The organism is Solwaraspora sp. WMMA2059, from assembly GCF_027497315.1.
Lineage (GTDB): Bacteria > Actinomycetota > Actinomycetes > Mycobacteriales > Micromonosporaceae > Micromonospora_E.
The window spans coordinates 1,395,586-1,411,161 of sequence record NZ_CP114908.1; the positions used below are offsets into that span (position 1 = coordinate 1,395,586).

A 15,576-nucleotide genomic window follows, 5' to 3' on the forward strand; every position below is an offset into this window, starting at 1 on the left:
ACGTCGGCCGCGCCTGAAGTCCGCCGCGCCGCGACTAGCGCTCGCCGTGCCCCAGGTCGGTGAGGATCCGCCGGGCGGCGTTGTGCCCGGCGGCACCGATCACGCTGCCCGCCGGGTGGCAGCCGGCGCTGCCCGCGTACAGGCCGGGCAGCCCGGTGGCGTACGGCATCCGGTCAGTGAACGAGACGGTGTTGTCCACGTGGTGGATGTGCCCGCCGGTGATGCCGAAGTGCGCCTCGATGCCGGGTGGGGCGAGCGGCACCGCGTCGGCGACCAGCGCGCTGGTGCCCGGCGCGTACCGGTCGCAGACGGCCAGCAGTTGTTCGACGTACCCGGGCAGCTCGGTCGCCCACGACGAACCCGCCGGCTGCCACGGCACCGACTGGACGAACAGCGCCGACGAGTGGTGCCCGGCGGCGTCGCGCAGCGACGGGTCGACGGTGGTGTGCAGGTACCACTCGATGGTCGGCTCGACCGGCAGCCGGCCGGCCCGCACATCGGCCCACATCGCCCGCAGCGCCGTCATCGGCGACTCGCCGTCGCCGCCGGGCAGCAGCGACGCCGAGCCGGGCAGCAGATGGATGGTGGCCCCGAACGGGCTGGGCGCGGCGTCCGGCAGGCAGCTGAACCGGGGCAGCCCGGTCAGCGCCAGGTTGACCTTCAACGTGCTGCCCGGCCGGCGGGTGGCGGCCAGCCGGTCGGTCAGCTCGGCCGGCAGCACGCCGTCGGGGGCCAGCTCCAGCAGCCGGTACGGGTCACAGGCACCGAGTACCACCTCGGCGGCCACTGACCGGCCGTCGGCGACGACGACACCGCTCGCGCTGCCGGCGTCCACGGTGATCGCGGTGACCGGCGTGTCGGTGACGATCCGCGCTCCGGCGGCCCGGGCGGCGTCGGCAAAGGTCCGCGACACGGTGCCCATCCCGCCGGCGGCGATCATCCAGGTGCCGTCCGAGCCGGGCAGTCGGCACATGTTGTGCACCAGGAAGTTGTGACCGGTGCCCGGGTCGTCCGGCCCGGCGGTCAGCCCGCTCAGCCCGTCGGTGACGGCGTACATGGCGACCAGCAACTCGGAGCGGAACTCGAAGCGGGCCAGGTAGTCGGCGACCGAGCCGCGGACCAGGTCGACGAGGACCTGCCGCAGCGCAGGGCGGACATAGCGCTGCGCGGTCTGTTCGACCGGCAGCGGCTCGGCCAGCCAGGCCGGCGCCAGGTCGTCGCGTAGCGCCGCCAGCTCAGCCTGCATGGCGTCGTCGGCGGCCACGTCGGCGGCGGAGAAGGCGGCGGACATCTGTGCCCGGGTCGCGGCCCGGTCGGTGCCGAACAGCAGGTACGGCGACCCCGGCCCACCGGGGGTGGGCAGGAAGTAGTGCGGGTCGCGGCGCAGCACCGGGATGGCCACGTCGAGGGTGGCCAGCAGTTCCGGCGGCATCAGCCCTAGCAGGTACGACCCGGTGGAGTGGCGCAGCCCCGGCGCCCGGGCGAACGGCTGCTCGGTGCGGGTGGCGCCGCCGATCACCTCGGCCGCCTCCAGCACCAGCACGTCGAGCCCGGACCGGGCCAGCAGGACCGCCGCGACCAGACCGTTGTGCCCGGACCCGATGACGACCACGTCGGCGCGGGCGGGCAGGTCGGCGCGCGTCGACGGGTCGGGTCGCGGCGCCGGAGAGTGTGACGTACCCATGTCCCGACCCTAGTCGCCGTGCGGCGTCCAAGATGGGCCTGCGATAGTCGAGACGTGTTCGCGTGGTGGGGACGGACCGTGGTCCGGTTGCGATGGGTGGTGCTGGCCGCCGCCGCGTTGCTGGTCGTCGTCGGGGTGACCTGGGGGACCGGCCTGTTCGGGGCGGTCTCCGGTGGCGGTTTCGCCGACCCGGCGGCCGAGTCGACGCAGGCCCGGGAGCGGATCAACGCCGAGCTGGGCAACCAGGACGTCGACGTGCTGGTGCTGTACCGCAGCGACGCGGCCACCGTCGACGACCCGGCGTTCCGCGAGCCGGTCACCCAGACCCTGGAGTCGCTGGCCACCCGGCCGGAGGTGACCAGTGTCACCAGCTACTACGACACCGAGTCGCCGGCGTTGGTCGCCACCGACCGGCGGGCCACCTACGCCCTGGTCCAGCTCGCCGGCGACGACGAGGACGCCAAGACCGCCGCCTTCGAGCAGATCCGGCCGCTGCTGGACGCACCGGGGCTGGTCACCCGGGCCGGCGGTGCCGTGCCGTTCCTCGACCAGGCCAACGAGCAGACCATCCGGGACATCACCCGGGCCGAGCTGATCGCCCTGCCGATCCTGCTGGTGCTGCTGGTGCTGATCTTCGGTGGGCTGGTCGCGGCGTCGATGCCGCTGCTGGTCGGCGTGCTCGCCATCCTCGGTGCGTTCGTCGCGGTCCGGGCGCTGACCCTGGTCACCGAGGTCTCGGTGTTCGCGATCAACGTGATCACCCTGATCGGGCTGGGCATGGCGATCGACTACGCGTTGTTCGTGGTCAGCCGGTTCCGGGAGGAGTTGGCCGCCGGCCACCCGACCCCGGAAGCGCTGGTACGTACCGTCGCCACCGCCGGTCGTACCGTCGCTGTCTCCGGTCTGATCATCGGTACCTCGCTGATCAGCCTGCTGATCTTTCCGCAGCCGTTCCTGACCGGGATCGGCTTTGGCGGGATGGCAGCGGTGCTGGTCGCCATGCTCGCCTCGGTGACCGCACTGCCCGCCCTGTTGGCGGTGCTCGGCCCGCGGATCAACGCGCTCACCGTACCGTTGCCGTGGCGTCGCCGGTCGGCGCCGCAGCCGGGGGAGGCCGCCCGGGCCGGCGCCTGGGCCCGGATCGCCCGCAGCGTGATGCGGCGCCCGGTGCGCTACGTCACCGTGGTGGTGGTCGGGCTGCTGCTGCTGGCCACCCCGTTCCTGCGGGCCGAGTTCGGCGGCTTCGACGAGCGGGTGCTGCCGGCCGGTGCGCAGTCGCGGGTGGTGGCCGAGACGATCGCCGAGGAGTTCCCTGACGGCGCCAGCATCGGCCCGGTCGAAGTGCTGGTCTCCGGCGCCGGCCCCGACCTGGCGCAAGCCTTCGCCGAGGACATCGCCGGGCTGCCGGGCGCCACCGGTGCCCAGATCGCGGCGGTACGCGACACCTCGGCGCTGATCCGGGTGAGCTACGTCGGCGAGCCGACCGGCGACGAGGCCGAAGCACTGGTGCGGGCCATCCGGGACCTGCCGCCCCCGGCCGGGGCCGAGGTCCTCGTCGGTGGCCGCACCGCCGCTGACATCGACATGCTGGACAGCCTCGGCACCTACCTGCCGTGGATGGCGCTGCTGATGGCCACCGCCACCATGGTGCTGCTGTTCCTGGCGTTCGGCTCGGTGGTGTTGCCGGTCAAGGCGGTGCTGATGAACCTGGTGTCGATCGGCGCCTCGTTCGGCGTGGTGGTCTGGGTGTTCCAGGACGGGCACTTCGCCGACTGGCTCGGATTCACCCCGACCGGGTTCATCGATCCGACCAACCCGATCCTGATGTTGGCGGTGCTGTTTGGGCTGGCCACCGACTACGAGGTGTTCCTGCTGTCGCGGGTGCGTGAGGAGTGGGACCGCACCGGCGACAACACCGCGTCGGTCGCCGCCGGGCTGCAGCACACCGGGCGGATCATCACCGCCGCCGCGTTGCTGCTGATCGTGGTGGTGGCCGGTTTCGCCGCTGGTGGCATCTCGTTCATCAAGCTGATCGGGGTCGGGATGATCGTGGCGATCGTCGTCGACGCGACCCTGGTGCGGGTGCTGCTGGTGCCGGCGACGATGCGGCTGCTGGGTCGGTGGAACTGGTGGGCGCCGGGTCCGTTGGGCCGGCTGTACCGCCGGTTCGGCCTGCACGAGGCCCCGGCGAACCCGCAGTTGGCGTCGGTCGGCTCCGGTGCCGGTCCCGACGGCGCCACCGGCTGAACGCCAGCGTGGCGGAGTAGCCGGCCAGCACGATCACATGCAGCAGGTAGAGCCAGAGCAGCACCGCGACCGCCGCGCCGACCTGGTCGAGCCCGCCGAACGGCACCCCGAGGTCCAGCGGCAGCGAGCAGAACAGGATGAACCCGTGCAGGAAACCGGACAGGTTGGCGGCGGTGAACGAGCCGACCGCGACCGTGGCCAGCCAGTCCGGCTTGCCCGGCCCGACCACCCGGAACACCCAGACCAGCACCGGGCTCAGCCCCAACCAGACGGCCAGGAACGACACCACCACCCCGAGCGCGCCGGCCCAGCCGCCCCGGGCGAACAGCCCGGCGGCCGACGGTAGGGCCAGCAGCACCAGCAGCATCAACGCCGGTGCCGCGCCGAGCAGCGGTAGCAGTAGCACCCGGCCCCGCCAGCCGACCATCGACTCGGCCGGCTCCGGTGGTGGCGCCACCGACACGAATGCCCGGCGCAGCCCTTCGCCGTACAGCGAGGCGGGCAGCACTGCGGCCAGCGCCAGCACCGGGGTGAGGTGCAGGCCGGCGTCGATCAGGGCGGCGGCGGCCCGGTCGGCGCCGATCTGTTCGGGCAGGGTGTCGATCGCCGGGTCGGTGAGCCGACGGATCCGGCCCGCACCAGCGAACAGCCCGGTCAGCCAGATCGCCAGCAGCACCACCGGGACGACCGCGATCGCGCCGAAGAAGGTGATCGAGGCGGCGTGCAGCGACAGGTCCCGCCCGCGCAGCGGCCGGAATGCTGCCCGGACCAGCCGGCGACCTCGGGAGACCATGTTCCTCAGCTTTCCCCACCGGGGCGGTCTCCACTCCCGTACGGCGGTGGCCCGGCGTGGGGTGGCCCGTACGGTCCGGCTTTACGGTCGGCCAGCCGACATGGCCCGGTGCGCCGCCGTGGCGGGGCGTCGCGGCTAGTCTGGTCGGTGCATCATGTCCCGCGGAAAGGGGTGAGCACGTTGGCACAGCCGGCATTCGTGCCCGATCCGGAGCCGCCGCGTGAGCCGTCGTTCGACGTACTCGGCGATTTCGACGAGCCGTGGACCGCGCAGCTCGCCCTTGACCTGTTGCCGGAGACCAATGGTCCCAAGGTCGAGGTCCTCAGCGGGAGCGTGATCGTGACACCACATGCCGGGTACGACCATCAGACGATCGAGCTGGATCTGGCGTATCTGTTGAAGCAGGCAGCGCGCCGGGCGAAGCTCTGGCTGTACCACGAGGTCAACGTCGTCTCGGGCGACGACTTGTACACCCCCGACATCGTGGTGCTCCGCTCACCTGGTGGAGGACACGTCTCGATGCCGATCTCGGAAGCCGTGCTGCTCGGCGAGATCGTCTCCAAGGGCAACCGGCGCAAGGACGTGATCGACCGGCCACGGCAGTACGCCGCAGCCGGTGTGCCCTTCTTTCTCCGGGCGGATTTCCGGAACCGGGTGCCGGCACTGGCGTTGCACGAGCTGAGCGACGGGGAGTACCGGCCGGTGGCGGCGGCCGCGGCCGGAACCGCGTTCGTGATGAAGGAGCCGTTCGAGTTCACCATCGATCCGGCCGATCTGCTCGACGAGGCCGACGACGCACGGTGACGCGGTGTCCCGGTGACTCGGCGGCGCGCCCGGCGGCCGGGCGGCTGCGGCGCTGCGGGACAATGGGTCGGTGACTTCCTCCCCACGGGATATCGTGCTGCTCGGCTCCACCGGCTCGATCGGCACCCAGGCGGTCGACATCGTCACCCGCAACCCTGACCGGTTCCGCATCGTCGGGCTCGGCGCCGGCGGGGGAAACGTCGAGCTGCTCGCCGTACAGGCACTACTGTTGCAGGTCGAGGTGGTGGCGGTGGCCCGGGCCTCGGCGGCGCAGGACCTGCAGCTCGCCTTCTACGCTGAAGCGTCCCGGCGCGGCTATCCGACCGGTGGGTTCCGGATCCCGAAGATCCTGGCCGGCCCGTCGGCGATGGCCGAGCTTGCCGAGTGGCCGTGCGACGTGGTGCTCAACGGAGTGGACGGCTCCCGGGGGCTGGCCCCCACCCTGGCGGCGTTGCGGGCCGGCCGGACCCTGGCGCTGGCCAACAAGGAGTCGCTGATCGCCGGTGGTCCGATCGTGCGGGCCGCGATACAGCGCCCGGACCAGATCGTGCCGGTGGACTCCGAGCATTCGGCGCTCGCCCAGTGCCTGCGTTCGGGCACCGCCGACGAGGTGCGCAAGCTGGTGGTGACGGCGAGCGGCGGCCCGTTCCGGGGGCGGCCCCGTGCCGAGTTGACCGAGGTCACCCCGGAGCAGGCGATGGCCCACCCGACCTGGAACATGGGCCCGGTCATCACGATCAACTCGGCGACCCTGGTGAACAAGGGCCTGGAGATCATCGAGGCGCACGAACTGTTCCGCATCCCGTACCCGCGTATCGAGGTGGTGGTCCACCCACAGTCGGTGATCCACTCGATGGTGGAGTTCGTGGACGGTTCGACGGTCGCCCAGGCCAGTCCACCGGACATGCGACTGCCGATCGCGCTGGCCCTGGGCTGGCCGGCCCGGGTGCCGGCAGCGGCCGCGCCGGTCGACTGGACCCGGGCGCAGAGCTGGGAGTTCGCCCCGCTCGACGAGACGGCGTTCCCGGCGGTGGCGCTGGCCAAGCAGGCCGGCGCGGACGGCCGCTGCCGGCCGGCGGTCTACAACGCCGCGAACGAGGAGTGCGTGGCGGCGTTCGTCGCCGGCAGGCTACCGTTCCTCGGCATCGTCGACACGGTGGAGCGGGTGCTGCAGGCGGCACCGGACTTCGGCGAACCGGGTACGGTCGACGATGTGCTCACTGCGGAATCCTGGGCGCGAACCCGGGCGCATGAGCTGATCGGTGCATCGGCGGAGGGAGCTTGATGGCGTACCTGCTCGGGGTGGTTCTCTTCGCCCTCGCGATTCTCATCTCGGTCAGCCTGCACGAGGCCGGTCACATGGTGACCGCGAAAAAGTTCGGGATGAAGGTGACCCGGTACTTCGTCGGTTTCGGCCCGACCATCTGGTCGTTCCGGCGCGGTGAGACCGAGTACGGGCTCAAGGCCATCCCGCTGGGTGGCTTCTGCAAGATCGTCGGTATGACCCCGCAGGACGACGACGTGGCACCCGCCGACGAGTCCCGGGTGATGTGGCGCTTTCCGGTGTGGAAGCGGACGGTGGTGATGTCCGCCGGGTCGGTGACCCATTTCGGGCTGGCGATCGTCGCCCTCTGGCTGGCTGCGGTCTTCATGGGCCTGCCGAACCCGGACTTCCCCGCCACCGAGGAGCAGGCCCGTCAGGAGCCGGCGGTGGTCGCGGTCACCGACTGTGTGGTCGTCGAGTACGTGGCCCGTGCCTGCGAGGCCGGCGACCCGGCCAGCCCGGCCGCGCAGGCGGGCCTGCGTGACGGCGACCGGATCCTCGCGGTGAGCGGCACCCCGGTCGACACCTGGGGTGACATGCTGGAGGCGATCCGGGGTGCCGATCCGGGGCCGGCGACCGTCCGGTACGAGCGGGACGGGACGACCGGCACCGCCGAGGCGGAGCTCGCCGCAGTGCAGCGCCCCGAGCTGGGCACCGACGAGGGCCCGCTGAGCACGGTCGCCGCGCTCGGCGTCGGGCTGCGGATCGAGAAGCCCGGCATGGTGACGTACGGGCCGATCGAGGCATTCGGCGCGACCGGCGACTACCTGCGCCAGATGGCGGTCGGCACCGTCGAGGCGATGATGCGGATCCCGGAGAAGATCCCGGCGCTGTGGGCCTCGATCACCGGCGCGGAGCGCGACATCGACACCCCGATCAGCGTGGTCGGTGCCAGCCGGCTCGGCGGGGAGGCGGTGGCCAACGATGCCTGGGAGTTGTTCGTGCTGCTGTTCATCTCGCTGAATTTCTTCGTCGGGGTGTTCAACCTGCTGCCGCTGCTGCCGCTGGACGGCGGGCACATCGCGATCGCCTGGTTCGAGAAGGCCAGGTCCTGGCTGTACGCGGTGCTGGGCCGACCCGACCCGGGGCGGGTCGACTACTTCAAGCTGATGCCACTCACGTACGCGGTTCTGCTGATCGGTGGCGCGTTCACGCTGCTGACCATCACCGCGGACGTGGTCAATCCGATCACGCTGTTCTCGAGGTGAGTTGAGAAGTGACCGCTGTCAGTCTGGGCATGCCCGCAGTGCCGCCGCCGCCGTTGGCGCCGCGCCGGGTCAGCCGGCAGATCATGGTCGGTCCGGTGCCGGTGGGTGGCGGTGCACCGGTCTCCGTACAGTCGATGACCACCACGGTGACCTCGGACGTCAACGCGACGTTGCAGCAGATCGCCGAGCTGACCGCGTCCGGCTGCCAGATCGTGCGGGTCGCCGTGCCGTCGCAGGACGACGCGGACGCGCTGCCGACGATCGCCCGCAAGTCGCAGATCCCGGTGATCGCCGACATCCACTTCCAGCCGAAGTACGTCTTCGCTGCGATCGACGCCGGCTGTGCGGCAGTGCGGGTCAACCCGGGCAACATCCGGCAGTTCGACGACAAGGTGGCGGAGATCGCCAAGGCGGCGTCGGCGGCCGGTACACCGATCCGGATCGGTGTCAACGCCGGTTCGCTGGACAAGCGGTTGCTGGCCAAGCATGGCAAGGCGACCGCCGAGGCGCTGGTGGAGTCGGCGTTGTGGGAGTGCTCGCTGTTCGAGGAGCACGACTTCCGGGACATCAAGATCTCGGTCAAGCACAACGACCCGGTGGTGATGATCCGGGCGTACCGGCTGCTGGCCGAGCAGTGCGACTATCCGCTGCACCTCGGGGTGACCGAGGCCGGCCCGGCGTTTCAGGGCACGGTCAAGTCGGCGGTGGCGTTCGGCGCGCTGCTGGCCGAAGGGATCGGCGACACCATCCGGGTGTCCCTGTCCGCGCCGCCGGTGGAGGAGATCAAGGTCGGTACGGCGATCCTGGAGTCGCTCGGGTTGCGTGAGCGGGGCTTGGAGATCGTTTCCTGCCCGTCCTGCGGGCGGGCGCAGGTGGACGTGTACACCTTGGCCGACCAGGTGACCGCTGCGCTGGACGGGTTTCCGGCTCCGTTGCGGGTGGCGGTGATGGGATGCGTGGTGAACGGGCCGGGCGAGGCCCGGGAGGCCGATCTCGGGGTGGCGTCCGGCAACGGCAAGGGCCAGATCTTCGTCAAGGGCGAAGTGATCAAGACGGTGCCGGAGTCGCAGATCGTGGAGACCCTGGTGGAGGAGGCGCTGCGGATCGCCGACGAGATGGGCGCCGAGTTGCCGGCGGAGATGCGTGAGCTTCTTCCCGGGCCGACGGTCACGGTGCACTGAGGCGTGACGCGCGCCGGCCCGGGGCCGGCTGTCGTTTCTGATCCCGTTGGCGGACGTCGGTCCGCCAACGGGATCTCTTTGTGCCGGTCAGGGGGCGTTGCCGGCAGCGGCGGATTGGTCGGGGTGCACCTCCGGGGGCATCAACATCGGCGTGCGCCGATTGACAAAGTTTGGGCTCCCGACTTAGTCTGCGGCCACTTCGCTGGTGCTGGCTGCTCGTTTGCGACCGCCGGTGCCCGTCCCTTCGTGCCTGACCCGCAGGCACACCCCACGGCGAGGAGCGACATGACTCAACAGACAACGACGGCTCGCGGGAGAAGGTGGCGCGCCGGCCTGGTCGCTGGCGGTGTGACCGCCGCACTGGTCGGCGGAAGCGTCGCCGTCGCGGCCAGCGCGCACGCGGCCGCCGGCTGCCGGGTGGTCTACTCGGCACCCGCCCAGTGGCCAGGCGGCTTCACCGCCAACGTCAACGTCACCAACCTGGGCGACCCGATCAACGGTTGGCAGCTGACCTGGGCCTTCCCGTCCGGACAGCAGGTCACCCAGGCCTGGAACGCCACCATCACCAGCTCGGGCAGCCAGGTCACCGCGACCAACGTCAGCTACAACGCCAACCTCGGCACCAACGCGACCGTCTCGTTCGGCTTCAACGGCTCCTGGTCGGGCAGCAACACCGCCCCGACGTCGTTCGCGCTCAACGGTGTCACCTGCACCGGCAGCGTGGGTCCCACCACGCCGCCGACCGACCCACCGTCGCCGACGGTGCCGCCGACCACCGCGCCGCCGTCCCCGACGCCGACCGCGACCCCGCGTCCGCCGGGCAACCCGCAGGACGTCGTCGACGCCATGCAGCCGGGGTGGAACCTGGGCAACACCCTCGACGCGACCGGCGACAACGTCGACGGCAGCGGTGAGACCTCATGGGGCAACCCGTTGGTCACCCGGGATCTGATCCGCACCATCAAGACGCAGGGCTTCAACAGCATCCGCATTCCGGCGACCTGGACGCACCACCACGGCGGCGCGCCCAACTACACGATCGACCCCACCCGGCTCGCCCGGGTGAAGCAGATCGTCGACTGGGCCCTCGCCGAGGACCTCTACGTGATGATCAATCTGCATCACGACTCCTGGCAGTGGATCAACACGATGCCCAGCAACCGCACCGGCGTCCTGGATCGCTACTCGGCGCTGTGGACCCAGCTGGCGAACACCTTCCGTGACTCGTCGCCAAAGTTGCACTTCGAGAGCGTCAACGAGCCGCAGTTCAGCAACAGCTCCGGCGATGCCCAGAACGCCCAGTTGCTCGACGAGCTGAACCGGACGTTCCATCAGATCGTCCGCAACTCCGGCGGCAACAACGCCACCCGGCTGCTCATCCTGCCGACCCTGCACACCTCGTCCGACCAGGCCCGGCTCGACGAGCTCGCCAGCACGTTCACCGCACTGAACGACCCCAACCTGATCGCCACGGTGCACTACTACGGGTACTGGCCGTTCAGCGTCAACGTCGCCGGCGGCTACCGCTTCGACGCCACCGCCCAGCAGGACGTGATCGACTCGCTCAACCGGGTGCAGAACACCTTCGTGTCCCGGGGCATCCCGGTTGTCATCGGCGAGTTCGGTCTGCTCGGCTTCGACCGGCACACCGGCACCATCCAGCAGGGCGAGAAACTGAAGTTCTTCGAGTTCTTCGGTTACCACACCCGGACCCGCGGCATCGCCACCCAGCTGTGGGACAACGGCCAGCACCTCGGCCGGACCAGCTTCCAGTGGAGCGACCCGGAGCTCATCGCCCACATCAAGTCGGCCTGGACCACCCGCTCCGGCACCGCCGCCAGCGACATGATCTTCGTGCCGCGTACCGGCAGCGTCACCGCCAAGACCCTCGCGTTGAACCTCAACGGGCTGACCTTCCAGGGACTGCGGCAGGGTAGCACCGACCTTGTCCGGGGGACCGACTACACGGTCAGCGGCAACCAGTTGACGCTGCCCGCGTCCACCGTCACCCGCCTGGTCGGCAATCGGGCGTACGGGGTGAACGCCACCCTGCACGCCCGCTTCTCGTCCGGCGTGCCGTGGCGAATCAACATCATCTCGTCGGATCCGCCGGTACTGGCCAACGCGAGTGGTACCACCTCGTCGTTCAACATCCCGACGACCTTCCGCGGTGACCAACTGGCCACCATGGAGGCGCGGTACGCGGACGGTTCCAACGCCGGCCCGCACAACTGGACGTCGTACAAGGAGTTCGACGTCACCTTCCGGCCGAACTACGCCGCGAACACGATCACCTTGACGTCGGACTTCTTCGCTGAGGTCAACGACGGCTCCCCGGTGACGCTCACCTTCCACTTCTGGAGCGGTACGACGATCGCCTACACCGTTGCACGTAACGGCTCGGCGGTGACCGGCACCACCTCGTAACATTCCTCTGGCACCCGGTGGGTGCCGCCGACACACCCGGCGGCACCCACCGGCCCGGTACCCACCCGGCCCTGAGGGCCGACTGGTCAGCAGCAGTCCGGCCCGCAGCAGTCCGGCTCGCAGTCGCAGCGCGTGGTCAGCTCCAGCATCGTGATCACCTCCCGTCCCCATCCGGTGGGCACCATCGGCCCGGTTCCGGTGGCGGGCAGGCCGTGGTCGGCAGCTTCTCAGCCATCGCCGCCATCTCCGCCCGTAGCGCGGTCAGCCGGGCCAGCTCCACGTCGACCTCGGCGATCCGGCGGCGCAGCAACTGCTCCGCCGGCTCACACGGGCAGACGCCGGTGTCCCGGACGGCGAGCAGATCGGCGATTTCCCGCAGCCGGAGCCCGAGTCGCTGACAGCCCCGGATGAACCGGAGCCGGTCGACCGCCGCGGTGCCGTACACGCGGTAGCCGGTAGGGGTCCGCTCCGGCGGGTGCAGCAGCCCGGCCCGTTCGTAGTAGCGGACGGTGTCCGGCGAGACACCGGCGGCGACGGCGAGTGCGGCGACCCGCAGGCCGCGCCGCCCGGATCCGCCGGTTCCGGAGGCGTCGGTCCCGCACGCCTCATCCGCCCCGGCGGCGCAGCCGGTGAGGTCGAGAACCTCGACTCTTGTGCCCGTGGTCATGTCGACGACGGTAGACCTCGGAGTGCACTCCAAGGTCAAGCCGGTATTCGCTGGCCGTGCCGAAGCAGTCCGTCGATGATGACCGACATGACGATCGACATGTTCACCGACCCGGACGCCGACCCCCGTACCGATCCGCCGGTGCTCGGCGACGAGCGGGCCACCCTCACCGGGTTCCTCGACTGGCACCGCCGGACCCTGGAGCTCAAATGCGGCGGACTCGACCCGCAGCAGCTGGCCCGGCGGTCGGTGCAGCCGTCGGCGCTGTCGCTGCTCGGGCTGGTGCGGCACCTCGCCGACGTGGAACGGTACTGGTTCCGGCGGGTGATGGCCGGCGAGGAGGCGCCGCCCCGCTTCTACTCCGAGGCCGCGCCCAACGACGACTTCGACGCTGCTGTCGCCGACCCGGCGGCGGTCACCCAGGCGTGGGAGGCGTGGCGGGAGGAGATTGAGTACGCCCAGCGTTTCGTCGCCGACGCGGCCGGACTGGACGTCACGGGCTCGGGCCGGCGCGGCCCGATCTCGCTGCGCTGGGTGCTGACCCACATGATCGAGGAGTACGCCCGGCACAACGGTCACGCCGACCTGCTGCGGGAATGCATCGACGGGGCGGCCGGCCAGTAGGACCCGCCGGTCCACCCGCCGGCGGCCGAGCTGACCACCCCGTCGAAGGTCAACGGGTCCGCGAAGGCGGTTGAGTCCGCAGGTCACCGATCCGCACGAACTCGACGGCTGCGGAGATCAGCCCGAATACTGTGAGCGCCGGCAGGCTGATCACAGCGGGCAGTGCGGCGGTCGGGAAGGCCAGCACGATGACCGCACCGCCGCTGGCGATCCGGTACCAGCTGATTGCGCGCCAGGTCCGCCACCAGTACACCTGATTGGCGAGCAGGTAGAACCCCACCCCCCAGTAGAAAGCGTAGTGGCCGAACCGGATACCGGTGTCGTCGCGCGGCACCGCGGCCTGGTGCAGGCCGTACGCGATCAGGATGACGCAGGCGACCATCGGCAGGTGCAGGTAGGTGAACGCGTCGCGGGCGAGTCTGGCCCGGTCGACGCCGGTCTGCGCGTCCAAGGTGAGGCGGGCCGAGTCGATCGTCGTGGAGTATGGCCACCAGAGAGCGCCGACGGTGACCGCCGCCGTGACGACGATGACCATGACACTGGTGGAGACCGGCTGATCCGCGACGGCCAGACCGACCGAGATGATCGTCTCGCCGAACGCGACGAGCATGATCAGCGCGTACCGGTCCACCCAGTGCCGAGCGGATCGGGGCCGCCAGGATTTCACCCCGGTGGGGTAGCTGCCGGCGAGTTGGATGGTGAGCGCGGCGACCCAGAGCAGCGTGACGGCCGGGATTCCGGCCAGCCAGTCGGGCGACGCGAACTCCACCACCGCGGACCCGATGAGCAGCAGCAGCGCGGCCGTCGACGGTACGGCGTTCTGCAGTGCGAGCGCCCCCAGCACCGGCTCGGTACGCGATGCCTGCAGGATCAGCACGGTCTGCATGAGCTGGGCGCCGAGATAACTGGCGACGATGATCAGCGAACCGGGCAGACTTCCCGGGGCCGGTTCGAAGGCCTGCGGGGTAGCGATCCCGATCGTCAGAACCGAGGCGGCGATGCCGATCGTGGTGAACCGGACCAGGACCGTATCGGTGCGGACCGCGTTGGTGAGCCAGGAGAAGGAGGTCCAGGCCCACCACAGCAGCGCCAGCAGGGTCAGCCCTCGGACGAGGCCCCAGACCGAGGCGTGCCGGGTCATCAGCGTGGTGACCTGGATGAACGCGAAGACGAAGACCAGGTCGAGGAAGAGTTCCCGGGGGGTGACCCCGTGCAGGCGGGACGTCTCGGATTCGGCCAGCCGGTGCAGTTGGACGTGGCGGCGGCGGAACACCGTCCGGTCGGCGATCAGCATCGCCACGACGCCGACGGCCAGCAGCGCCAACGCGCCCAGCGGTGGGACGCGGGTGGCCACCGGGAGCAGGCCTACTAGCAGGGCGATGCCAAGGAGCGGGCTGCGACCCAGCAGACGTCCGGACAGCCATTCGAAGGCGACCAGCGCCAGCAGGTAGAGCAGCACGCCGCCGTAGAGGATGGCCGCGTCGGCGGTGGTCCAGGGGTGTTCGGAGCCGCCGGTGATGGTGGCGGTCGCATGTTTGAGGCCGAGGGCGAAGAAGATCAGCCCACCGATCATCGGCAGGTGCAGGCCGCTGTACACGTCCCGGGCCATCCGGGTCTGGTCGACGCCGGATCTCCGGGAGAGAGCATGCTCGGCGAGGATCTTGGCTAGATCGAAGTAGGTCCACCACAGGGCGGAGACGATGACCAGGCCGAGCGTCGCGGCGGCGATCAGCGGCCAGGTGACCGGGAGGTCGGCACCAATACCACCGCCGGTGCCCATCGAGATGATCGTCTCGCCGAGCGCGATCAGGACGATCAGCGCGTGCCGTTCCGCCAGATGCCACGGCGAGACGATCTGCCAGCTGCCGCGACCGACCGCGGTCAGCACCACGAAGTCGATGGACAGGGCCAGGGCGAACAGCACCAGCCGTACCAGATCGGCGTCGAACCGGGCCGGCAGGTGCGGCGGCAGCAGCGCGGCGGCCAGCAGCACCGACGCCGACGCGGCGAGCGTCAGCCAGGCGATCGCAGCGGGCCGGCGGCCGGCCGGACCTTCCGACCAGCGGGACCGGGTGAGGACTGTGAGGACGCTGACCCGGATCGCCAGGTAGCCGACCACCACCACGACCGGTCCCGGCAATTTGCCGGGCAGGTCGACGAACGTCTCGGGTACGGTCACGCCGATGACCAGCAGGACGGTGGCGATGCCGGCCATCATCAGCGGCATGCCGCCCCGGTCCAGGTGGACGACGTTGCCGAGCCAGACGACCGGGGTCCAGCAGTGCCACAGCAGCAGGATCACCAGGACCCCGCGGAGCATGCCGACCGCGGTCAGATCGGCCGCCATCAAGGTGGTGACCTTCAGGAAAGCGAACACGAAGAACAGGTCGACGAACAGTTCCATCCAGCTGACGTCGCCGGTGACCAGCGGATTCCGGCGCACCAGGCGGAGACCGCCAGCGGTCGGATGCGGGTGCGGGCTGTCGTCGTGCACGCCCCAACTGTGGCAACCATCGCCCCGCACCGGAGCGGATCGCTGAACTCTCGACTGCCCGGACGCTCGTCCGGGCGGGTCAGCCGAGATACGGCGGTCGGGTCGGTGAGACCTGGAACGGCC

10 protein-coding genes and 1 pseudogene are annotated in these 15,576 nt (G+C 70.6%); 7 read left to right on the forward strand and 4 right to left on the reverse strand.

Going from position 1 to position 15,576, the window contains the following annotated elements; genetic code table 11:
- Positions 1-34: 34 nt before the first annotated feature.
- On the reverse strand, positions 35-1,684 hold the full coding sequence (locus O7553_RS06300; RefSeq protein ID WP_281553901.1) for an NAD(P)/FAD-dependent oxidoreductase: 1,650 nt from the start codon (positions 1,682-1,684) through the stop codon (positions 35-37).
- 54 nt (positions 1,685-1,738) lie between these two features.
- Here O7553_RS06300 and O7553_RS06305 point away from each other — a divergent pair, with 54 nt between their 5' ends.
- The gene (locus O7553_RS06305; RefSeq protein WP_281553902.1) at positions 1,739-3,931 is read left to right on the forward strand and encodes an MMPL family transporter; all 2,193 of its coding nucleotides are present in this window, start codon (positions 1,739-1,741) and stop codon (positions 3,929-3,931) included.
- Here O7553_RS06305 and O7553_RS06310 read toward each other — a convergent pair.
- Positions 3,918-4,724 (reverse strand): annotated as a pseudogene (locus O7553_RS06310) (YhjD/YihY/BrkB family envelope integrity protein); the annotation flags it as partial. The gene O7553_RS06305 and the pseudogene O7553_RS06310 overlap by 14 nt on opposite strands.
- 180 nt (positions 4,725-4,904) lie before the next feature.
- On the opposite strand from O7553_RS06310, the gene O7553_RS06315 reads away from it, so the two are divergent.
- The 5 genes from O7553_RS06315 (at position 4,905) to O7553_RS06335 (ending at position 11,668) form a co-directional block, all read left to right on the forward strand.
- Positions 4,905-5,528 (forward strand): Uma2 family endonuclease, encoded by a 624-nt coding sequence (locus O7553_RS06315; protein ID WP_281553903.1) that lies wholly within the window; start codon positions 4,905-4,907, stop codon positions 5,526-5,528.
- A 94-nt stretch (positions 5,529-5,622) separates the two neighbouring features.
- Entirely contained in the window at positions 5,623-6,813 is a 1,191-nt protein-coding gene (gene dxr, locus O7553_RS06320; RefSeq protein ID WP_281555498.1) for a 1-deoxy-D-xylulose-5-phosphate reductoisomerase, read from the forward strand.
- Positions 6,813-8,060 (forward strand): site-2 protease family protein, encoded by a 1,248-nt coding sequence (locus O7553_RS06325; RefSeq protein ID WP_281553904.1) that lies wholly within the window; start codon positions 6,813-6,815, stop codon positions 8,058-8,060. The genes dxr and O7553_RS06325 overlap by 1 nt, the downstream gene beginning before the upstream one ends.
- An 8-nt stretch (positions 8,061-8,068) precedes the next feature.
- A complete protein-coding gene (gene ispG, locus O7553_RS06330; RefSeq protein WP_281553905.1) occupies positions 8,069-9,241 on the forward strand; it encodes a flavodoxin-dependent (E)-4-hydroxy-3-methylbut-2-enyl-diphosphate synthase in 1,173 nt (390 codons plus the stop codon).
- Between the two features lie 285 nt (positions 9,242-9,526).
- Positions 9,527-11,668 carry a cellulase family glycosylhydrolase gene (locus tag O7553_RS06335; RefSeq protein ID WP_281553906.1) on the forward strand — a complete coding sequence of 714 codons (2,142 nt, stop codon included), beginning with the start codon at positions 9,527-9,529 and terminating at the stop codon, positions 11,666-11,668.
- A gap of 154 nt (positions 11,669-11,822) precedes the next feature.
- Here the strand turns inward: O7553_RS06335 and O7553_RS06340 are convergent, their stop codons facing one another.
- The gene (locus O7553_RS06340) at positions 11,823-12,335 is read right to left on the reverse strand and encodes a MerR family transcriptional regulator (RefSeq protein ID WP_281553907.1); all 513 of its coding nucleotides are present in this window, start codon (positions 12,333-12,335) and stop codon (positions 11,823-11,825) included.
- Between the two features lie 87 nt (positions 12,336-12,422).
- On the opposite strand from O7553_RS06340, the gene O7553_RS06345 reads away from it, so the two are divergent.
- Entirely contained in the window at positions 12,423-12,959 is a 537-nt protein-coding gene (locus O7553_RS06345) for a DinB family protein (protein ID WP_281553908.1), read from the forward strand.
- Between the two features lie 49 nt (positions 12,960-13,008).
- Here O7553_RS06345 and O7553_RS06350 read toward each other — a convergent pair whose 3' ends face one another.
- Entirely contained in the window at positions 13,009-15,453 is a 2,445-nt protein-coding gene (locus O7553_RS06350; RefSeq protein WP_281553909.1) for a low temperature requirement protein A, read from the reverse strand.
- Positions 15,454-15,576 lie beyond the last annotated feature (123 nt).